17 protein-coding genes are annotated in these 19947 nt (G+C 63.5%); 11 read left to right on the forward strand and 6 right to left on the reverse strand.

The annotated features are described in order from the left end of the window. Positions 1-586 precede the first annotated feature (586 nt). From NUH19_RS05940 to NUH19_RS05950, 3 genes are all read left to right on the forward strand, one after another. A complete protein-coding gene (locus tag NUH19_RS05940; RefSeq protein WP_262315636.1) occupies positions 587-1261 on the forward strand; it encodes a type II CAAX endopeptidase family protein in 675 nt (224 codons plus the stop codon). Positions 1262-1360: 99 nt separating this feature from the next. Continuing rightward, positions 1361-2014, forward strand: a complete 654-nt coding sequence (locus NUH19_RS05945) for a B3/B4 domain-containing protein (protein WP_262315637.1) — start codon at positions 1361-1363, stop codon at positions 2012-2014. Positions 2015-2308: 294 nt separating this feature from the next. After that, positions 2309-2794, forward strand: a complete 486-nt coding sequence (locus tag NUH19_RS05950) for a helix-turn-helix domain-containing protein (protein ID WP_262315638.1) — start codon at positions 2309-2311, stop codon at positions 2792-2794. Positions 2795-2835: 41 nt separating this feature from the next. Here NUH19_RS05950 and helD read toward each other — a convergent pair whose 3' ends face one another. The 3 genes from helD to NUH19_RS05965 all read right to left on the reverse strand — a co-directional run bounded on the left by helD (position 2836) and on the right by NUH19_RS05965 (position 7011). Beyond that, positions 2836-5124, reverse strand: coding sequence for an RNA polymerase recycling motor HelD (gene helD, locus NUH19_RS05955; protein ID WP_262315639.1), 2289 nt, complete (start codon positions 5122-5124; stop codon positions 2836-2838). 474 nt (positions 5125-5598) lie between these two features. Further along, on the reverse strand, positions 5599-6837 hold the full coding sequence (locus NUH19_RS05960) for a glycosyltransferase family 2 protein (protein WP_262315640.1): 1239 nt from the start codon (positions 6835-6837) through the stop codon (positions 5599-5601). Between the two features lie 24 nt (positions 6838-6861). Further along, positions 6862-7011, reverse strand: a complete 150-nt coding sequence (locus tag NUH19_RS05965; protein WP_262315641.1) for a hypothetical protein — start codon at positions 7009-7011, stop codon at positions 6862-6864. A 555-nt stretch (positions 7012-7566) separates the two neighbouring features. Between NUH19_RS05965 and trpS the strand changes: the two genes are divergently transcribed. From trpS to NUH19_RS05980, 3 genes are all read left to right on the forward strand, one after another. Further along, positions 7567-8583, forward strand: a complete 1017-nt coding sequence (gene trpS, locus NUH19_RS05970) for a tryptophan--tRNA ligase (protein ID WP_262315642.1) — start codon at positions 7567-7569, stop codon at positions 8581-8583. A 163-nt stretch (positions 8584-8746) separates the two neighbouring features. Then, entirely contained in the window at positions 8747-9334 is a 588-nt protein-coding gene (locus NUH19_RS05975; RefSeq protein ID WP_262315643.1) for a LemA family protein, read from the forward strand. 8 nt (positions 9335-9342) lie between these two features. Beyond that, positions 9343-10215 carry a TPM domain-containing protein gene (locus NUH19_RS05980; protein ID WP_262315644.1) on the forward strand — a complete coding sequence of 291 codons (873 nt, stop codon included), beginning with the start codon at positions 9343-9345 and terminating at the stop codon, positions 10213-10215. Positions 10216-11142: 927 nt separating this feature from the next. Here the strand turns inward: NUH19_RS05980 and NUH19_RS05985 are convergent. Genes NUH19_RS05985 through NUH19_RS05995 form a run of 3 tightly spaced genes read right to left on the reverse strand, consistent with a single transcriptional unit; the run spans position 11143 to position 15092 of the window. Then, positions 11143-12906 carry a glycoside hydrolase family 9 protein gene (locus NUH19_RS05985; RefSeq protein ID WP_262315645.1) on the reverse strand — a complete coding sequence of 588 codons (1764 nt, stop codon included), beginning with the start codon at positions 12904-12906 and terminating at the stop codon, positions 11143-11145. Positions 12907-12918: 12 nt separating this feature from the next. Beyond that, on the reverse strand, positions 12919-14010 hold the full coding sequence (locus tag NUH19_RS05990) for an SIS domain-containing protein (protein WP_262315646.1): 1092 nt from the start codon (positions 14008-14010) through the stop codon (positions 12919-12921). Positions 14011-14024: 14 nt separating this feature from the next. Next, on the reverse strand, positions 14025-15092 hold the full coding sequence (locus NUH19_RS05995; protein WP_262315647.1) for a LacI family DNA-binding transcriptional regulator: 1068 nt from the start codon (positions 15090-15092) through the stop codon (positions 14025-14027). A 304-nt stretch (positions 15093-15396) separates the two neighbouring features. On the opposite strand from NUH19_RS05995, the gene NUH19_RS06000 reads away from it, so the two are divergent. The 5 genes from NUH19_RS06000 to NUH19_RS06020 are packed head-to-tail and all read left to right on the forward strand — an operon-like array spanning position 15397 to position 19931. Further along, on the forward strand, positions 15397-16716 hold the full coding sequence (locus NUH19_RS06000; RefSeq protein WP_262315740.1) for a PTS sugar transporter subunit IIC: 1320 nt from the start codon (positions 15397-15399) through the stop codon (positions 16714-16716). Positions 16717-16727: 11 nt separating this feature from the next. Further along, positions 16728-17816 (forward strand): DUF871 domain-containing protein, encoded by a 1089-nt coding sequence (locus tag NUH19_RS06005; protein ID WP_262315648.1) that lies wholly within the window; start codon positions 16728-16730, stop codon positions 17814-17816. Between the two features lie 21 nt (positions 17817-17837). Continuing rightward, on the forward strand, positions 17838-18161 hold the full coding sequence (locus NUH19_RS06010; protein WP_262315649.1) for a PTS sugar transporter subunit IIB: 324 nt from the start codon (positions 17838-17840) through the stop codon (positions 18159-18161). A gap of 23 nt (positions 18162-18184) precedes the next feature. Then, positions 18185-19159 carry an ROK family protein gene (locus tag NUH19_RS06015; protein WP_262315650.1) on the forward strand — a complete coding sequence of 325 codons (975 nt, stop codon included), beginning with the start codon at positions 18185-18187 and terminating at the stop codon, positions 19157-19159. Beyond that, complete coding sequence (locus NUH19_RS06020) at positions 19143-19931, forward strand: sugar phosphate isomerase/epimerase family protein (protein WP_262315651.1); 789 nt, start codon at positions 19143-19145, stop codon at positions 19929-19931. Before NUH19_RS06015 ends, NUH19_RS06020 begins: the two co-directional genes overlap by 17 nt. The last annotated feature ends 16 nt before the right edge of the window (positions 19932-19947 follow it).

Here is a 19947-nt window from a genome sequence, read left to right on the forward strand (position 1 = left end):
CCGCTCCCGCGATGCTCGGTGGAACCCGTTTAAGAGAGGGCGGAGCCCGGCGGGTTTAGCGAACCGAGTAGCGTAGGACTGGCACTTGGAGCGGTCTTGGCTCCGAGTGCCGGTTCGAGCTAGCCGCGTTCGCGTTGCCGGGTGAAGCCCGTTTGGGAGAGGGCGGAGCCCGGCGGGTTTAGCGAACCGAGTAGCGTAGGACTGGCACTTGGAGCGGTCTTGGCTCCGAGTGCCGGTTCGAGCTAGTCGCGTTCGCGTTGCCGGGTGAAGCCCGTTTAGGAGAGGGCGGAACCGAGCGCTTAACGGGATGAGTAGCCTAGCCGTGGCGTTTGGGCCCGATCTTGGCCCGGACGACGCGGCGTAGCTAGCCGCTCCCGCGATGCGCGGTGGAACCCGTTTCCCGCCACCCCACCATTGTAATGCGCCAGCCGTCGCCCGACCGTTCCCGTGGTCGGGCGGTTTGGTGTGCCTTGCTGCGAGGCGTTCGCCCATCCTAACACATTTTGGCGGCGGGGTGGTAGGGCAGAACGGCAGATTCGCGCAGACTGGTGTATAGTTACTAGTAACACCGAAGGGAGTGACGCCCATGCGCCATCAGATTGGCCGCACGGTCGGCCGCTTGCTGATTGTCGGCGGCCTGTTCATTTTGTACCAACTGGTGGCGGCGTTCGTGCTCGCCCCGAACCTGATTCGGCCGCAGACCGCACTGGCCAACGCGGTGTGGTTCACCGTGTTGTTCGGCGGCCTGCTGCTGGCCGTGTGGCAGATTTACCAGCGGTTCCTGAAGACCGAGTCGCCGCAGGTCTACGGGCTGCGCCGGCTCGACTGGCCGGTCGCGCGTTACATGGCGCTGATGGTCGCCGCCTTGGTGCTGATCCAGGTGGTCTCAAGCCTTCTGGTCAGCTGGCAGGTGACGCCGGAGGCCGAGAACCAGACCGACCTGATCAAAATGATGCAGCAGTCGCCCTTGCCGATGGTTTTGATCACCGTGGTCGGGGCGCCGCCGGCCGAGGAGCTCCTGTTTCGCGGTCTGCTGATGCATTGCCTGCCGCACCAGGACCGCGTCGGCTGGCGGGTGGCCAGCAGCATATTGTCGGCCCTGCTGTTCGGCCTGGCTCACACCGGGTTTGACGATCCGCTGAACCTCGCGATTTACGTCGCCATGGGCGGGGTGTTCGCCGCGACTTACGCCTACACCCGCGACCTGCGCTACGACGTCGGCCTGCATTTTTTGAACAATTTCGTCGCCTTGTTCCTGTGAGAAAGGAGATTCGCCATGCTGCTTGCGCCGCTTTTTGAAAACGATGTGCCGACCCCAGCCGTTGCCTGATTCCGAGTCAACCGCTGAAAGGACTATATCATGCACATCGAATTGAATGCCACCGTCGCCGCCGCGGGGCTTGCCCCGTTCGCCTTCACCTTCTCCGGCGCGAATGCCGAAGCCGCCGACCAGCTTTGGACCACGCACCTCACGCCGCTGATCGCCGACTGCCCGTACCAAACGCCGGCCGCCGTCGCCCAAGACCCCGCCATCGCCGCCATGCGAGCGGTCTACAAGCGCCTGGGCAAGGAGCCGTCGCGCTACCGGCCATCGCAAGAGGCGCTGTGGCGGCGAATCGCCCAGGGCAAGGGGCTGTACCGGGTCAACCGCGCCGTCGACTTGAACAACTACCTGTCCCTGCGCTTCAGGGTCAGCTGCGGCCTGTACGACCGAGCTGCGCTGACCGCCCCGCTGACGGTCACCGTCGGCGAGGCTGGCCAAAGCTACCCCGGCATCGGCAAGGGCAGCATCGACCTGGCTCACCTGATCGTGGCCGCCGACGCGGCCGGGCCATTCGGCAGCCCCACCAGCGATTCGCGCCGGGCGATGGTCACGCCGGCCACCACCGAGTTTCTGCTGATCGCTTACGCCCCGCAAGCGCAAGTCGATGCGGCCGCCTTCGCCTCGACACTGACGGCGCTGGCGCTGACGACGCTTGACAGCCACGACGTTGCGGCCGTGACCGTCGGCTGAGCGACCGCGAACCGCGGCGCTGAATTAATGGTCACAGCGAATTCCACTTAGCCGACGGTGAGGTAGCTGTCCTTGTTTTGTACAAGCCACAGCGAAGCAATCTCTTCATTCGGCTTGTGCGGATCGGGTCCCACCAAGACTTGTTCCAAGGACCAGTGAAATAGCTGGACAAGAAAGCCCTGCGCAACCGCGCAGGGCTTTTGCGACGCCAAGATTCTTAGCCGTTATTTCCCGGGAAATGATCTCGGCAAGTCGCGGCGAATCTCGTATACTGAAGACCATGGAGGTGACGAAATGTTTGGAGAGAGGTTGGCGGCGGCACGTCGCGCCAAGGGGCTGACCCAGGACCAGCTGGCGACGACGTGCTGCGTCGCCCGACAAACCATCAGCAGCTGGGAGAACGGGCGTAGCTACCCGGACTTGGCGTCACTGGTTCGCATCGGGGATACTTTGGGCGTCAGCCTCGACACGCTGCTGAAAGGGGACGCCGCCATGCGAGCGGTGCTGGCCAAGCGCGAGCGGCTGGTGGCCGACAGCCGGTGGGTGTATTGGGCCTGCTATGGGGTGAATGCGGCCTTAATTCTTTTGCTGACGTTGCCGTGGCCGTCGCCTTTTGCCATGGGCTGGGGGGCCAAGGGCGTCGGGTTTGCCCTGTTGTTTCTCAACGCCGCAGCGGTCGAGCGTAGCCGGACCGTTCTAACCAAATTATCAGGTCGTCGGTGGCTGGCGGTGCGACCCGGTCGCCCGGTCAGCTACGACCGGCCCCGCTGGCACCGGTGACGTCAAGGGCCGCCTCGCGATTGCGAGGCGGCCCTTTGACGTTAATTCGTTGCGGGAGCTTCGGCCGGTACCCGGTCGTACAGCTCGGCCGGCAGTGCCGCAATCAACGGGCTGACCGCGTCCAGCGCGATCAGCACCAGGGTGTGCAAGGCCCGGGTGGCGAGCGTGTAAAGCACGTCGCCATCGCCTGCCGCCGCGAAGTGCTTCGCCGACACATCGAAGCCGACCACCGCGTCGAACTCCAGTCCCTTGGCCAGATACACCGGCAGGATCACGCAGCCGGTGTGCATCTGGTGGTCGGCCGGGGTCAGCAGCGTCACCGCCACGTCCAGCTGCAGCGTGGCGAACAGCTTGGCGGCGGTGGCGGCGTCGCGCGTCAGGATCGCCACGGTGTGGTTGGTGGCCAAAAGCCGCGTGACCGTGGCAATCAGCGCGTCGCGGTAGCCGTCGTGCGGCAGGACCATTAGGCGCGGCTTGGCCCCGTCGCGGTTGAAGGCCTGAATGTGGGAACCGTCGGTCAAAAGCGCCTTGGCGAACTCGGTGATCGGCCGCGTCGAGCGGTAGCTGCGCATCAGGTCGACTTGGTGAACCCGCTGCCCGGGGAAAACGCGGCCGAGCTCGCGGCGCAGGTCCAGGGCCTGGTAGCCGCTTGAGAACACGTCCTGCTTGGCGTCGCCCAAAAGCGTCAGCTTGGCCTTGGGAAAGGCGTGGTGCAAGTAGCGCAGCTGCACCTCACTGTAGTCTTGCATTTCGTCGACGAACACGTTTTGCATCCGGTGGTTGGCCCCGCCGCCGGTCAAGGCGTCGCGCAGCCACAGGAGGGGAGCGGCGTCTTCCAGCCGCAGCACATGCGCCTCCAGATCCGCGCGGTAGGCGGCGACGGCGACGGCCCAGACCTTGGGTGCGACCGGGGCAACCACCGCGTCGAGGAAGCGCCCGTACTCCTGATAGGCATCGAGGAAGTAGTCGTTGTAAATCGCGTCGTAAACCGGGGCGTCGGCCTCTTCGACCAGCTGCCGGGCCAAAAAGGTCGCCTCGGCGTCGGCGCTTGCGAAGCGGTGGCCGCCCAGCCGGCGCCTTGCCTCCTCTTCGGACATGCTGCCGAGCCGCTCTTGAACCCAGTCGTCGCCCAGCGCCATGCCGACGCGCAGCTTCAGCCGGCGGATCAGCGTGTTTTTGGTGTCCAAGAACTTGTTGGCCGCCGTCGCGGTCGCCGGCTGGGCCGCGTAAATCTTGGCGATCGTCTTGGCCGAGAAGAAGACCTCGCCGTCAAGCGTGATGTCGACGAAAAATGGCACCCGCTCGGGCTGCTTCAGGTAGGTGTCGATCAGATCCAGGTAGCGGGACTGCTCCTTGAAGCGGCGGATGCGCTGCGCCGCCTCGGGCAGGCCGCTCAGGTCGCGTTCGTACCGCTCGAACAGCGTCTCGACGTGCAGGCCGGAGAAGCGCTTGGCGAAAAACTCGTAAAGCGTGGCCTGGCGCGTGTTTTTCTCGCCGAGGCTCGGCAGCACCGCGGAGACGTAATTGGCGAACAGCTGGTTGGGCGAAAACAGCACCATCTGATCGGCGTCCAGGGTCTTTCGGCTGTGGTATAGCAGGTAGGCGACGCGCTGCAGCGCCGCCGACGTCTTGCCCGAGCCGGCGACGCCTTGCACTACCAAGACGTCGGCCGTGGTGTCTCTGATGATGTCGTTTTGCTCTTTTTGGATAGTGGCGACGATGTTTTGCATCAAGGCGTCGCTTTGGGCCCCGAGCACCGCCTGCAGCACCGCGTCGCCGACGGTTTCGTCCGTGTCGAACACGTTGGTGACGCGGCCGGCCTCGATGGTGAACTGGCGCTTGTTCTCAAGCGTGACGGTCATCGGACCGACCGGCGCCTGGTAGGTCACGGGGCCCAGGGTGCCGTTGTAGTAGACGCTGGCGATCGGGGCTCGCCAGTCGTAAACCAGAAAGTGGTCCTGGCCGTCGATGAAGGTGCCGGTGCCGATGTAAAGCGTCTCTTGCTCGCCGTCTTGTTGAATGTCGATGCGGCCAAAATACGGTGCCGGCAAAAGCCGCGTCAGGCGGTCCTCCTCGTGCTGCAGAATCGTCTCGTTTTCCACGGCCCGGGCCACCATCATTTTTTGCTGCTGAACGGCCGCGTTGGTCTCCATCCGGTCGTCGATTTCGGTGATGTTGACGCGGGTGGCCTCGCCGTAAGCCTGCTCGACGCGGGTGGTTTCCTGATGGGCGGCGGCTTGTTGCGCCTTGACGGCCGCCAGCCGGGCGGTCATCTGCTCACGCACCCAGTCCACTCGTGCCTGTTCCTGCTGCTTCGTCTGTTCCTGCATGGGCCCTCCCGACTGGCGGGTTGCCCCCGCCGCGCTTAATTTGGTTCATCAAGTCTAGGCGTTTTGGCCGCAGATGTAAAGCCGAATCGTGGATTGCGTCGCCGGCCGCGTCACTTTGGGCCAAGCCCAGGCCCCAAGCGCCGGCCCAACGCGACGCGGTTCGCTAAACGCGCCGGCTTACGCTCGGGGTCGTCGAGCTCTGCCGCGCAACGCGGGAGCGGCTAGCTACGCCGCGTCACTTGGGACCAGGTGCGGGTCCCAAGCGCCACGGCTAGGCTAGCCGTCCCGCTAAACCCGCTCGGCTCCGCTCTGGGTCGTCGAGCTCCAGCCGGCAACGCGAACACGCCTAGCTCGGGCCGTCACTCGGGGCCAAGCCCAGGCCCCAAGCGCCGGCCCAGCGCTACGCGGTTCGCTAAACCCGCTCGGCTACGCTCTGGGTACCAAAAGACGCCCGCATTTCTGCAGGCGTCGGGGTCAGCGTTCGATGTGTTCCCACGCCGAGGTCTGGTTGGTGTTCAAGACGATTTCGCGCGACTTGCCCAGGCACTTGATCAGGGACACGAAGTCGACCACGTTGACGATGTACAGCAGGCAGATGGTGAACGGCGCGGTGACCAGCAGCTGCAGCCGCTCGCGGCGCGGCAGGTGGGCATCGGCGAAGATCGCGGTGAACGCCACCAGGGCGTAGACGATGGCGGTGCCGGACATCGTGGTCAGGTCGCTGTACAAGTAGAGCAGGTAGGCCATCAGGCACAGGAATACCGGCTCCAACAGCATCATCAGCTCTTCGAAAAAGACGATTTTGGGCAGCTTCCACCAGGTCAAAGTCGGGCTGTACTTGGCGAAGTCGCGGGAGAAAAAGAGCCGGCGGTTTTTGGCCAGCGCCTTGAACCGGCCGTACTTCCAGCGCAGCCGCTGGGTCTTGAGGTCGGCGAAGCTGTGAGCGGCCGGGGTGTAGCAGACCACGTCGTCGGTGTAGTCGATGTGGTAGCGCTGGTTACCGAAGTGGTGGATCAGCTTCATCGACAGGTCGATGTCTTCGGTAATCGAGTCGGTGCTGTAGCCGCCGACTTCCTGCAACGCGCTCTTGCGGAAGGTCGAGCCGATGCCGCCGACGATGTACTCGAGGTTCAGCGCCGGTTCGGCCTCCTTGTACTTGTTGCCGATCAGGTACTCGAGCTTTTGGGTGTATTCGATCACGTTATGGGCGGCCTCGATCACGACGTTGGTGGCTGCGGCAATCAGCGTCGGGTCGGCCTCAAAATGCGCGACCATGGCGGCCAAGGCGCCTGGGGCCAGCGCGGAATCACCGTCCAGCACCATCACCAGCTCGTAATCGGCGTAGTTCATGATGCCGTTGTTCAGGGCCCGGGCCTTGCCGGCGTTGGGCTGGTGAACCACCACCAAGTCGGCGAATTCCTGGGCCAGTCGGTCGAGGACGGCGTCGGTGGCGTCGGTCGAACCGTCGTCGACCACAATGACCTGCTTGTGCGGGTAAGTGTTGGCGACGACGGACCGAACGCATTTTTCGATGTCCTTCTCCTCGTTGTAAGCGGGGATGACCACGGCGATGCCGGCGGTCGGCACCGGTTGGCGCTTGGCGGCGCGGAGCTTTTTGGCCTTGGCGAAGTTGGCCACGGCCAGTGAGGTGAAAATCCGGGCGAAGTTGAAGGTTGCAAGACCTGCGACGAACAAAATCATGAGGTGGAACATGGCGCCATCTCCTTAGTTGGCGGTCTAAGACCCGCGGGATGTGATGAGTAGGATCAAAAACGAGGCCACGGCAATCAGCAAAAGCGCTAGGCCGAGTGATTCGAGCCAGGGGCTGATGATGCCACCGGGAATGGGGAACGGATTGGCCGGGCCTGGGGCAAGCGACAGGGGCATAGGGTCCTCCTTTGGCGGTGATTATTGACTTCATAAGTAATTATAAAATATTTAATGCCGCCGCCGAAAGAAATTCGACGGCGGCGCGGCCAATTCCCGCCTGGTCAGGCCAGCGGACCGGCGTTCGAAGCGAATCGTTCAGGCCGTGAGTGATGACAGCGATGGCCGCAGGGGCGGGGTGGCCGACCCGTGCGGCAGCGCTCGGCGGCGCCGCGGTGATGGCCAACCGGCAGCTTTTGCGGCCGCCCCGACCCAAGTCACCGCAAGCGCAGCGGGCTGCCCGGGTCCGGCCATGGCAGCGCTTGACACCTCCGGCCGCCCCCCTTAGAATGAAGGCAGACGTCAGTGAACGCGATGAGTAGCGCAAGTGGTTGGTCAGGAAGCCGCCGGGACTGGGAAGGCGACGCAACGCTTGGGTGAATTGGCTCGCGTGAGACACACGGTGGGAGCGCCTTAAGCCTTAGAGGCCGCAATGCGGCAAGATAGGTGGTACCGCGCTCAGCCGCCCTATCCTTGGGATAGGGCGGCCTTTTTTTGCAAATAGGAGGAGAAAACATGACCAAACATACGATTCTGACCGGCGATCGCCCGACCGGCCGCCTGCACATCGGCCACTACATCGGCAGCTTGCAAAATCGCGTGGCGCTGCAAAATTCCGGCGAGTACAACAACTTCATCATGATCGCCGACACCCAGGCCTTGACCGACAACGCCCGCAATCCGGAGAAAATCCGCAACTCCTTGATGGAAGTCGCGCTGGACTACCTCGCCGTCGGCATCGACCCGGCCAAGTCCACCATCTTGGTTCAAAGCGGCGTTCCGGCCTTGACCGAGCTGACCATGTACTACCTCGATCTGGTCACCGTGTCGCGCCTGAACCGCAACCCGACGGTCAAAACCGAGATCAAGCAAAAGGCGTTCGGCGAGTCCGTTCCGGCCGGCTTTTTGATCTACCCGGTCTCGCAGGCCGCCGACATCACCGCCTTCAAGGCCGACACCGTGCCGGTCGGCGACGACCAGGAGCCGATGCTCGAGCAGACCCGCGAGATCGTCCGTACCTTCAACCGCACCTACAACCAGGCAGTGCTGGTCGAGCCCGAGGGCTACTTCCCGCCGAAGGGGCAGGGCCGCCTGCCGGGCATCGACGGCAACGCCAAGATGAGCAAGTCGCTGAACAACGGCATCTACCTGGCCGACTCCGCCGACGTGGTGCGGCAAAAAATCATGTCGATGTACACCGACCCCAACCACATCCACGTCGAGGACCCGGGTCAAGTCGAGGGCAACATGGTCTTCACCTACCTCGACATTTTCGATTCGGATAAGGCCAAGGTGGCCGAGCTCAAGGCCCAGTACCAGCACGGCGGCCTGGGCGACGTCAAGATCAAGCGCTACCTCAATGAAGTGATGGACGGCATCCTGACGCCGATTCGCGAGCGGCGCGAGACCTACGCCAAGGACATGGGCCAGGTCGCCCAGATTCTGATTGACGGCACGGCCAAGGCCAACTCGGTCGCCAACCAGACCCTAGCCGAGGTGCGAGACGCCATCGGCTTCAACTACTTCAAGTAACGCAAGCGATCCCGGCGGGTGACCGCCACTCAATTGCCGGCTCCAGACGCCATTCGCAGCGTCAGGGGCCGGCTTTGTTGACCGCAAATCATGCTTGGGACTGATGCCGGGTTACGGCGGCATGATACAATGGGGATACTTGAGGACCAATAAGGAGAAAAGTATGCAAAACAAAAAGCTCAGTCCGGTCGCCGTGACCGGCATTGTGATCGGGGTCATCGCGCTGTTCGTGGCGATTTTTGGCGTCACCACCTACAATGGGCTGGCCAAGCAGAACCAAGCCGTCGAGGCGCAGTGGAGCCAGGTCGAAAACGTGATGCAGCGCCGCGCCGACCTGGTCCCGAACCTCGTGGCCGCCGTCAAGGGGCAGATGAAGCACGAGACGCAGGTGTTCGACGACATCGCCAAGGCCCGCAGCGAATACAGCAGCGCCAGCTCCACCAAGGCCAAGGCCGCGGCCGATGCCAAGCTGAACCAAAGCGTCGGCACCCTGCTGAACGTGATTCAGGAAAGCTACCCGGACCTCAAGAGCTCGGGTAACGTCTCGACCTTGATGACGCAGCTCGAAGGCAGCGAGAACCGCATCGCCGTCGAGCGCAAGCGCTACATCGATGACGTTCGCGACTACAACTCAAGCGTCGTCACCTTCCCGAAGAACCTGTTCGCCAACATGATGGGTCTGGGCCAAAAGGCGACGTTCAAGGCCGACCCGAGTGCCTACAAGGCGCCGACGGTTGACCTGACCGACTGAGGCCCGCGATGACAAAACGCGCGTGGTGGCTTTGGTTGCTGTTACTGCCGCTGGCGCTTGGGTTGTGGCGGCCGGAGCCGACTCAGGCGGCGACGCTGCCGGCTCGCCCGGCGGCGCATTATTACTACGACGGGCTGGGGCTTTTGGACGCCGCCAACCAGTCGTTGATCGACCAGAAGAACCAGTACTACCAGACCACCAGCCAGAGGCCGCAGATCGGCGTGGCGGTGGTGAAGTCGACCGGCGGCGACGCGATCGGCTCGTACGCCCCGGACCTGTTTGCCAAGTGGGGCATCGGTAAAAAGGGCGCGGATAACGGCGTCTTGATCGTTTTTGCCGACAACGACGGGGCCCACAACATGCGCATCGAGGTCGGCTACGGCCTGGAGGATACGCTGACCGACGCGTTGGCCGGCCGCATCCTCAACCAGAACCTCAAGGACATCAAGGCCAAGTCCGATCGCCGCGTCAACAAGGCGATCACCAATGTGTTCAACGCCGTGGCGACCGTGATCGACAAGAAGTACAAGTTCCCCAAGGACCAAAACACGGTGTCCGACTCGCGCATGGCCAGCTACCGCCAGGCGACAGCGGACCGCGGCGGCGACAGCGGGTCCAACCTGCTGGTGCGAATCATCGGCCTGTTCTTCATCGTTGTGCTGGTCGTGATCTTCCTCGGCCTGGGCGGCGGCGGTCGCGGTGGCCGTGGTGGCCGCGGCTCCGGTTCCGGCTGGTGGCTGTGGTGGCTGCTGGACATCCTGCTGTCCGGCTCGCGCCGCGGTGGCGGCGGCCCGTGGGGCGGCGGCGGTTCCGGCTTCGGCGGTGGCGGCGGCTCCAGTTGGGGCGGCGGCAGCTCCGGCGGTGGCGGCGCCGACGTCTAATTGAGACAACCAAGGACCCATCCGCGGATGGGTCTTTTTTTGATGCCCAGAGCGTAAGCCGGCGGGTTTAGCGAACCGCGTAGCGTTGGGCTGGCGCTTGGGGCCGGGCTTGGCCCCGAGTGCCAGCCCGAGCTAAGCGTGTTCGCGTTGCCGGCTGGAGCTCGACGAACCAGAGCGGAGCCGAGCGGGTTTAGCGGGACGGGTAGCCTAGCCGCGGCGCGTGGGACCCACACCTGGTCCCAAGTGACGCGGCGTAGCTAACCGCTCCCGCGTTGCGCGGCGCAGCTCGACGAACCAGAGCGTAAGCCGGCGTGTTCGCGTTGCGCTTCGTAGCTCGACGAACCAGCGCGAAGCCGAGCGACTTTAGCGAACCGGGGAACGTTGCAACTGTAGTGTGAGCTTAAAAATTGACAGCCAAAATGGCAGGGCTTACACTGACTTTGGATGATTATTCTAGGACAGGGAGGCGGCCAAAGGCCTTGGTCGTTGCGCGTCCACTGTCCCAAGGGGGAATGGCCGGGAGATAAGCATTCCCAGTACCCCCGCCCATACCAAGCCGAACCTGGCTTTCAACACACGTGTTTTCGCGTTACGGCGCCCCTCGATGGGCCCGAATACCAGGGCGAGCGCCACCACCCACGCGCAGTCACACTGTCTCTCCTACTCGCTTGCGAGGTAGCTGCGGAGGGGCTCGGCGCGTGGCTTGCTCCAAGCGGCCTTGAACGCAGCACCACTGCGAGGTCAACACCGCAAGATTGCCACGAATCAGCAAAAAATACCGAGGCTGCCGGGGTTCTAGGACTCCCGGTGGCTTCGGCGCGTCCGGCGCTAAGCGATTGCGCCGGGCGTTTTTTGGCTAGCCAAACCGGGCGTCACGCTTGCGGCTGGGTAGGACCAGCGCAAGCGTGACGCCCGGTGACGGGGTCGTTATTCAGTTGGGCGGTGTTGGTGCAGGCGGTTCTTTTCACCTAGCGCCAACAGCGTCCAGGCGACGTGCGGCAGCCATTGCTCGGCCCAGCGCCAGTTGTCGTCAATGCCGTCTTGGGGGCCGCGGATCAAAGCGATGTCGCCTTCGTCGTCGAGGCCCGAGGTGATGCCGTTGATGATGCCGCCCGGGGCGTTCAGAAAGTCGAGGCGTTCGCCGAAGTGGTACTGGACGTGGTTGCGGCCGAAGCCCTCGATCATCGAGGCGTCGTAGGGGTTGCGTCCCGCAAGCCAGTCCAGCTGTGCCTGGGCGAAGGCCACCAGCTGGTCGCCAAACTTGGGGTCATCGCTTGTGCCGGCCACGGCGTAAGCGGCGCAGGCCAGCGAGGCCAGCCGCGCGTTTTCGCCCTGCCACCACGGGGTCGCGGCGGTGTGGTGGGGGAAGAAGAACTGGGGAACGACCGGCTCTTCTGGACGACACTTGGTCAGCTCGCGCGGATAGGCGAAGGGGTTGTTGACCGCGGCGGTCAGCCGCAGCGCCGTCGCCATCAGCTCGCTTGCGCCGGTCAGCGCGGCGGCCTTGGCCACCGGCTGGTTTTCGATGCCGGCGTAAAGCACCAAGGCGACGATCGGCAGCCCCTCATCTGAAGGGTGGAAGAACGGCATGTCAGGCGCGACGCTCAGCCACCGGTAGCCGGCAAAATCGGCGCGAGAATCCAGAATCTGCTGGGCAAAACTGCGAGCGTCGCGCAGGTAACCATACTCGGCGGTGGTTTTGTAGAGCTCGACGGCGGCAAGCAACGCGCAGTAAGCGTCCACGAGGTTGAACTGGCCGTCGTTGGTCACCTCGGCGTTGTGGGCCTTGAGGTAGGCAAAGGCGTTCTTGGCCGTCTGGATGTAGGCCGCGGCCGGATTGGCCGTGCCGGGGTAGTAGTGCCGCCCCGCAATGGCCAGGGCCGCGATGGCCGTGCCGCCGCCCGAGCGAAAAGAGGCCTCGTAGTTCAGGTCGGTGACGGGCTCCTGATCGGCGGTTGCCGCCGCGCCGAACTGGGCGCTGCTGTGGTGAAGCTCGTAGGTCACCCGCCGCGCCTCGGACACGGTGGCCAAGGCGTCTTGGCGGGTGACGGCCTTGAGGAACGAGCGGCCCGGCACGTAGCGGCGCATCACGGAATCGGCGCCGTAAGCGGCCTCGGCGAGAATGCGGCGCCGCACCGCGGTGTAGTTCTGATCGGCACCGGCCAGCTGCTCGCTGAGCTGGTAAAAGGCGTAGGCGGCAAAGGCCATCTGTTGCGGGTTGTACCAGCTGGTGTGGGACTGGTGGGACAGGTAGACGCCGACGTCACCGGAGGCGTCGAACCAGCCGCCGGCCACGTCAACGGGGCCGACGCGCGGCCCGGCAAATTCGGCGTGGTGATCGCTTGCTGCCCACTCACCGTCTGCGCGTTGCCCCTTGAACCAGTAGGCCAGCGCCGAGGTGAGGCGCAGGTCCATCGCGCCGTCGTCGATGGTGAAGCGGTGCGAGTGGTGGTCGCCGATGGTCAACGTGAAGCGGCCGCGGCCGGTGAAGGTCGAGAAGTCGGCGGTCGCGTAGTAGCCCGTGTGCCAGTTCGCCACTCGCCCCACCGGCGTCAGCGTTGCCGTGTAGACCGTGCGACCGGCGGCGTCTTCAAGCGTGAAGGCCCCGGCGGCAAGCGGCGAGGCGGCTTGCACCACGGCGACTTTGGGGGCCGTTGCGGTGTAGCCGATCTGGTTGATCAGAATTTTCATGGTTCGGCCTCCTCAGACGTAATTCTGGTGTTCGGTTTTGCTGTGAACCTGGTCGGCAAAATCGGTGAAAATTTGCACGGCCAAGTCGATGCCCTTGGCCTGGGTCGTCAGCCAGGCCAGGGTCTGAACGGCGGTGGCCGCGATGAACGGCACCTTGTCCTCGTCTTGGACCGGCCCCAGGTTCAGCGTCTGGCCGGCGTATTCCGGCGTCGCGAAGTTCAGCGTGAAGACGTGGGGGGTACACTTTTGCTCGTAGGCTCGCAGCGCCTGGGCCTTGGCCGCCACCGCCGGTTCGGCCGGCGACTGGATGAACAGCAACCGGTGGGTGGGGTTGATGCCCAGGTATGGCCCGTGCATGAAGGCCTCGAGCTCCTGGCCGTCGCTTGGAATCCGCACCGTCTCGGTGAACTTGGTTTCAAGCTCCTTGATGGTGCCCACCGCCGGTCCGTAGGCGATGCCGGTCAGCTGCGTGGCCGCCTTGAAGTCCGAAGCATGGACGCAGAAAAAGCCCGTGGTTGTGGTAACGATACCATCCAACTGCGCAGCAAGGGTCCGGAACTCGGCCAACTCCTGGGCCTCGTACACGGCGTCGATGCGACCGCGCAAGGCGCCGAAGCGCAGCCCCAACAGCATCAGGTTCAGCACGGTGGCGGTGAAGCCGAGCGTCACGTAGCCGACGCGTTCGTGGCCGATGCCGATGTCAAGCGTCGTGTCGGTGGCCAAAGACAGCGCCTTGCCCGGGGCGCTAGTGACCCCGATTGTGAACGTCTCGCGGTTGAACCGCTTGAGGGCGGCGATGGTGGCGGTGCTTTGGCCGCTTTGCGAGACGCCCAAGACGACCCGCAAGGCCGGGTCGACCCGTTCGTAATGCAGGTAGTTGTATGGCTGCGCCAGCGCAATGCGAACGCCGGCCTGCGTTTCCATGTAGTGCTTGGCCGACAGGGCCGCGTTGTAGCTTGAGCCGATGCCAAGCATCAGCCAAGGCGCATCGCCCAGCGGAATTTCGGCCAACGCCTTATTTTGGGCGGTCGGGTAGGCGGCCAGGATGCGCTGCATCGCGGCCTGTTCCTTTTGAATGTAGGTCAACATAGTGGGATTGGACATGGTGAACTTCCTTTCTAGTGCTGCGCCTTGAGCTGGGCGCCGCAGGATTCGCGGATGATCAGCTCGGGCAGGTGGGTCTCGGCCGCGGCGGCCGGCTGCTTGTGGTCGATCAGGGCGAACAGCTGGTCGATGGCGATGCGGCCGAGCCGCTCGTTGTGCTGGTCGACGGTGGTGATGCGCGGCACCATGAACTCGCCGTTGGGGAAGCTGTCGCAGCTGCCGACGGCGATGTCGTTAGGCACGGCCAGGTCGTGGTCGGCCAGGCAGCGCATCGCCCCCCAGGCGACGCGGTCGTTGATCGCCACCACCGCGTCGGGCAGGGCCTGACCGCTTGTCAGCAGCTGACGCATCGCGTCGTAGCCGGATTGGGGGTAGTAGTCGTTCAGCACGATCAAAGCCTCGTCGACTTGGGCGTAGGTTGCCATGGTGGTGCGAAAAGCGGCAAGGCGTTGCGTGGTCACGCGAATGCCGGGCTCGCCACCGATGAAGGCGATTCGGCGGTTGCCGAGGGCCAGCAGGTGTTGCGTGATCAGGGCCACGCTTCGCGCCTGGTCGCGTTCGACAAAATGTGCGTCGCAGCCGGCCACCTTTTGGCCGATGATGACGATCGGCGTCTTGGCATTGAGGCGGTTCAGGGCCTCCAAGTAAGATTGGGAGACGGATTCGCTGTCGATTTCGCCGCCCAAGATCAAAACGCCGTCGACCTGGCGTTCGGCGATGCTGGCAAAGGCCGCCACCTCGATTTGGGTGCTGTTGGCACTCTTGGTCCCGCCGGCGGTCATGGTGTTGACCAGAATCAGCGTGTAGCCGAAGCCCCGCGTGATCTGCTCGATCTGGGAGACCAGGTCGGTGAAATACGGGTTGCCGATGTCGGAGACCACGACGGCCAGCGTCTTAGTGGTCTTGGAAACCATCCCACGCGCCAGCATGTTGGGCGCGAAGTGGTTGTCGTCGATGATGGCCTGAATCCTGGCGCGTTTGGCCGGGGATACCGAGGGACTGTTGTTCAGGACCCGCGATACCGTGGAGACCGATGTGCCGGCCAGTTTAGCGATTTCTTTGATTGTGATGTGTGGCGTCATGTGATCACCTCGTCGTTGATATCCCCATTCTAGGCCATTGGCCGCGGGAGCTCAACCCCAATTTGGTAACCTTACCAAATTGGGGTTGACAGGGTAGTCACGCGGTGCAACAATGTGGCTGTTGAGTGATAGCGCTTAATACCCGAGCTCAAGAATTTGGTAACGTTTCTAAGTTGACGCCGATTCATCGGGTAACCAGTTAGGGCCGCGTTGGCCGCGCCGCCCAAGCGCTCGCAAGAGACAATGAAATCATAAGAGGTTTTACGGGAGGACATTAGTCATGGACAAAGAAAGTAACGGTGGGCTGAACGGGTTCATTCAGCGCCACCTGCTACCAATCGCGGTGAAGCTGAGCGGCAACAAGCCGCTGATGGCCATCCGCGACGGGATCGCGCTGAGCATGCCACTGATTATCATCGGTTCCGTGTTCCTGATTCTCGGCAGTTTTCCAATCAACGCCTGGACCACCTGGATCAGCGTGACCAAGATCCAAGGGGTCGCGATTGCGGATATCTTCAACAAAATCGTCAACGGCTCCTTTGGGCTGTTGGGCGTGATCGCCTGCTTCGGGATCGCGTCGAATTACGCGGAGTCCCACGGCACGGACGGGCAATCCGCCGGGGTCATCGCGGTGGCATCCTTCTTCGTCGTCACCCCAAGCATCATGAGCGGGGACAAGGCGCCGGTTGAAGGCATTCCCTACGCCTACATGGGTTCCAAGGGGCTGTTCATCGCCATTTTGATCGGACTGGTCGCCGGCGGCATCTTCCAGTGGTGCATCAACCACGACATTCAGATTCACATGCCGGCCACGGTGCCACCTGCCGTGTCCAAGAGCTTCTCTGCGATGATTCCAGGCGCGGTCACCATTTCGTTGTTCGGTGCCGTCTACGCCTTCTTCACCTGGACCGGGCTTGGCAACGTGCATGACCTGCTGATGAACCTACTGTCCGGGCCACTTGGGCTGTTGGGCGACACCCTGCCCGGGACCCTGGTTGCGGTGTTCTTGAACAGCGCGTTTTGGTTCGTCGGCATCCACGGCTCCAGTGTTGTCAACAGTGTGATGACGCCAATCTGGCTGATGAACACCGATGCCAACCGCGCCTTGTTCCAGGCCGGTAAGCTGACCATCGCGAATGGCGGCCACATCATTTCCCAGGCCGTCATCGATAACTTCATCTACATGGGCGGCGGCGGTGCGACGCTTGGCCTGGTCATCGCGATTTCGCTTTTGGTTGTGACCAAGCGTGGCAGCAAGCAGCTTCAGGCCCTGGCGCCGATTACGCTGACGCCTGGGATTTTCAACATCAACGAGCCGACGATGTTCGGGATGCCGATCGTGCTGAACACCAGCCTGATCATTCCGTTCGTCATCGCGCCGATGGTCAACGCGATCACCACCTACACCGCCATGAGCACCGGTCTGGTGCCGCTTTGCACCGGGACCGTGGTGCCTTGGACCATGCCGCCGATCATCTCCGGCTTCCTGGCGACCAACAGCGTGGCGGGTTCCGTGCTGCAGGCCATCAACATCGTGCTCGACATTGCGATTTACATGCCGTTCTTGATGGCGCAAAACAAACAGCAAAAGCTTGAAGAGGCCGGCGAAGACGTCGCGGCCTGAAAGGAGTCACCATGGGAGAATTAGGGGTTTCTGTTTACCCGGAACGCTCGACTTTTGACAAGGATGCGGCCTACCTGGGGTTGGCGGCCGCGCTAGGCTACCGCCGCGTGTTCACGTCGCTGCTTGAGATCAAGGGTGACAAGGATGCGGTGCTGGCCGGCTTCAAGCGGGTGATCACGCACGCCAACCAGCTGGGCCTGAAGGTGATGGTCGACATCAACCCGGGGCTGTTCAAGCAGCTGGGCGTGTCCTACGACGACCTAGCCTTCTTCCACGCGTTGGGGGCCTGGGGCATTCGCCTGGACGTCGGGTTCAACGGCATGGTCGAAGCGGCAATGACCCGCAACCCTTACAACCTGAAGATTGAGGTCAACATGTCGCAGGGGACGCCTTTGATCGACAACATCATGGCCTTTTCACCCAACCGCGCCAACCTGCTGGGCTCGCACAACTTCTACCCGCACCGCTTCGCCGGGCTGGGGGTGGATTACTTCAAGCAGGCCAGCGCCCCGTTTCTGAAGTATCGCATTCACACCGCCGCCTTTCTCAACGCTCACAGCGCGACGTTCGGCCCGTGGCCGACCCAAGACGGGCTGCCGACGCTTGAGGCTCACCGCACGATGCCGCTGGCTTCGCAGGTGATGCACCACCGCCTGCTGGGCGTGGCCGATGATCTGATCATCGCCAACGCTTACGCCGATGAGGCCGAGCTCAAGGCGGCGGCAGCGGCGTTCAACCAGCCGTACCCGCAGCTTGCCGTCACCACGCGGCCCGGTATTTTGCCGGTTGAACGCGCAATCCTGTTTGAGGGGCAGCACAGCTACCGCGGTGACCACAGCGAGTACCTGCTGCGTAGCGCCGCTTCCCGAGCTGCGTATCAGGCCAGTGCGATTCCGGCGCATGACACCACGGCCATTCACCGCGGCGACGTGCTGATCGATAACGGCGGTTACGGCCAGTACAAGGGCGAGGCGGAAATCGCGCTGCAGGACATGCCCAACGACGGCCGGGTCAACGTGGTCGGGCACTTGGCAGACGATCAGCAGGTGCTGATGAATGCGCTGAAGCCGTGGAGCGACTTCCGGTTCACGGCGCGTTAGAACAACAAAGGAGAAATCATTATGGCAAAACAGACAATTTTGGTCGCTTGTGGTAACGGGATGTCCAGCAGCATGCTGGCCCAACGGATGCAGACCGAGGCCAACGCGCAGGGGCTGGACGTCTCGGTTTCGGCCGTCGCCATCAAGGTCGTGCCCAGTGAGGTTGAAAAGCACCACCCCGGCGTGGTCATGATCGGCCCTCAGGTGCGTTACGCGGTGCCCGACCTGCAAAAAAAGGTGGCGATTCCCGTGGTGATGATTGACCAACGGGCATACGGCATGATGGACGGCAAGAAGGTCCTGGCAGACGGCCTGGCCCTGATCGCCGAACACGAACAGCAGTAATCAGCTTGAGGAAGGCAGACCTCATGAGACAACAAACAATTTTAGCCGTCGATCTCGGCGGGACCAAGGTTTTGGTCGGAGAGGTTGATGCTTCCGGAACCGTCATCACACATCACAAGACCCCGTCCAACGTAGCCAGCCAGGCGCTGGCCGCAGCGGACATCGAACGCCAAATCGCGGCCTACCTGAGGCAGCCGCGACCCGACACGCAGATCTGCGGCATCGCCGTGGACCTGGTCGGCCGCGTCGACAGCACGCAGGGCATCTGGAATGAGATCAGCCCCGCTAACGCCAAACCGCTGGCGCTGGCCCAAAGGCTGCGGGCGCGGTTCGGGCTGCCGTGCGTGATTCTCAACGACCTGGTGGCGGCGACCTACGCGGAGCAGCGCCTGGGCATTGGGAAGACCTACAGCGATTTTCTTTACCTGGCCATCGGTACCGGCATCGCCGGGCGGCTGGTCGTTGACGGGCACCTGCTGCTCGGGCGCGACAACGACGCCGGTGAGCTCGGCCACATGGTGGTCGATCAACACAGCGACGTTCGCTGCATCTGCGGGCGCTACGGCTGCGTGGAGCCCCTGGCCTCGGGCTTGGGGATGGCCCACAGGGTGCAGACCTTGGCGTCGCGATACGAAGGCCGCACCAGCTTGAAGGTGGCGGCGACGCGGCTGCCAGCGATTGCCGATGTCTTCGCCGCTTACGACGCAGGCGATCCGCTGGCGCGTGAAGTCGTGGATGAGGCGCTGTTGGCCCTGGCCAACCTCGTGATGAACGTCGTGCGGCTGACCAACACCAAGGCGGTGCGGCTCGGTGGTGGGGTGACCACCGGCGGCTGGCTGGCGGCCCACCTGCAACCGCTTTTGGCCAACGACACGATGCGCTTTGTCACCGGCGGCGTTGCGAACACGACGCTTGACCCGAACCGAATCGCGCTTCAGGGCTGCGGGTTGTACGGGTTTGAACAATTGGAGGCGAAAAACGATGCGGCTTGCAGCTGAACTGTTTCCCGTTTTGACCGAGTTCAAGCAGGACCCGGCGCAAACGCTGGCGGCGCTGCGCCGAGCCGGGGTGGCGGGCCTGGAAATGTTTGGGCCGCGCCTGATGTCGGCGGCCGCGCTGCGGAACTGCACCACCCAAGCCGGCATCACCATCACCGGCTACCAGGTGCCTTGGCGCCTTTTGCAAGGGACCGCGCTGGCCGAGACCATCGCCTACCAAAAGGCGCTGGGCAACCACCAGGTGATCATCGATGCGCTGGGCGGCCCGTGGGAGTCCGGCCACAAGGTCAGCGAAAACACGGTGGCGATGTGGCAGTCCCACGCCGCTCGCATCAACGAAATCGCAGACGAATTGGCCAAGCACGGCATGCGCCTGACCTATCACACCCACGATTACGATTACGGCGAGCTGGTCGAAGGCGTGGCGCCGTCGCTTGAGATTCTGATGAAGCGGGTTTACTCAACCGTGGCCATCGAGGTCGACTCTGGCAACTGCATCGAGGGCGGCGCCGATCCGGTCGCCTGGCTGCGGCGGCTGCCGGGCCGAGCGGCGTTCCTGCACTGCAAGCCCTTCGCTCACGGCCACCGCTACGACGTTCCGTTCGGTTCGGCACTGGACGAGAACGACTGGCCGGCGATTCTGACGGCCGCCCAGGAGGCCGGAACGCGCTGGCTGGTGATCGAGCCCGAGTCCGAAAAGCTCGGCCCGGCGCTGGATCAGATTGCGCAGGGCAGCCGGCTGCTCCAGGGGCTGTTGGGGCAGCTGGGCTAGGAAGGATTGCAGTGAC

Source organism: Lacticaseibacillus parakribbianus (assembly GCF_025490915.1).
GTDB lineage: Bacteria > Bacillota > Bacilli > Lactobacillales > Lactobacillaceae > Lacticaseibacillus > Lacticaseibacillus parakribbianus.

Excerpts from the sequence above, each read along its gene's own strand:
- NUH19_RS05940 (WP_262315636.1), top strand. The coding sequence starts at position 587 with ATGCGCCATCAGATTGGCCGCACGGTCGGCCGCTTGCTGATTGTCGGC.
- NUH19_RS05945 (WP_262315637.1), top strand. The coding sequence starts at position 1,361 with ATGCACATCGAATTGAATGCCACCGTCGCCGCCGCGGGGCTTGCCCCG.
- NUH19_RS05950 (WP_262315638.1), top strand. The coding sequence starts at position 2,309 with ATGTTTGGAGAGAGGTTGGCGGCGGCACGTCGCGCCAAGGGGCTGACC.
- helD (WP_262315639.1), bottom strand. The coding sequence starts at position 5,124 with ATGCAGGAACAGACGAAGCAGCAGGAACAGGCACGAGTGGACTGGGTG.
- NUH19_RS05960 (WP_262315640.1), bottom strand. The coding sequence starts at position 6,837 with ATGTTCCACCTCATGATTTTGTTCGTCGCAGGTCTTGCAACCTTCAAC.
- NUH19_RS05965 (WP_262315641.1), bottom strand. The coding sequence starts at position 7,011 with ATGCCCCTGTCGCTTGCCCCAGGCCCGGCCAATCCGTTCCCCATTCCC.
- trpS (WP_262315642.1), top strand. The coding sequence starts at position 7,567 with ATGACCAAACATACGATTCTGACCGGCGATCGCCCGACCGGCCGCCTG.
- NUH19_RS05975 (WP_262315643.1), top strand. The coding sequence starts at position 8,747 with ATGCAAAACAAAAAGCTCAGTCCGGTCGCCGTGACCGGCATTGTGATC.
- NUH19_RS05980 (WP_262315644.1), top strand. The coding sequence starts at position 9,343 with ATGACAAAACGCGCGTGGTGGCTTTGGTTGCTGTTACTGCCGCTGGCG.
- NUH19_RS05985 (WP_262315645.1), bottom strand. The coding sequence starts at position 12,906 with ATGAAAATTCTGATCAACCAGATCGGCTACACCGCAACGGCCCCCAAA.
- NUH19_RS05990 (WP_262315646.1), bottom strand. The coding sequence starts at position 14,010 with ATGTCCAATCCCACTATGTTGACCTACATTCAAAAGGAACAGGCCGCG.
- NUH19_RS05995 (WP_262315647.1), bottom strand. The coding sequence starts at position 15,092 with ATGACGCCACACATCACAATCAAAGAAATCGCTAAACTGGCCGGCACA.
- NUH19_RS06005 (WP_262315648.1), top strand. The coding sequence starts at position 16,728 with ATGGGAGAATTAGGGGTTTCTGTTTACCCGGAACGCTCGACTTTTGAC.
- NUH19_RS06010 (WP_262315649.1), top strand. The coding sequence starts at position 17,838 with ATGGCAAAACAGACAATTTTGGTCGCTTGTGGTAACGGGATGTCCAGC.
- NUH19_RS06015 (WP_262315650.1), top strand. The coding sequence starts at position 18,185 with ATGAGACAACAAACAATTTTAGCCGTCGATCTCGGCGGGACCAAGGTT.
- NUH19_RS06020 (WP_262315651.1), top strand. The coding sequence starts at position 19,143 with ATGCGGCTTGCAGCTGAACTGTTTCCCGTTTTGACCGAGTTCAAGCAG.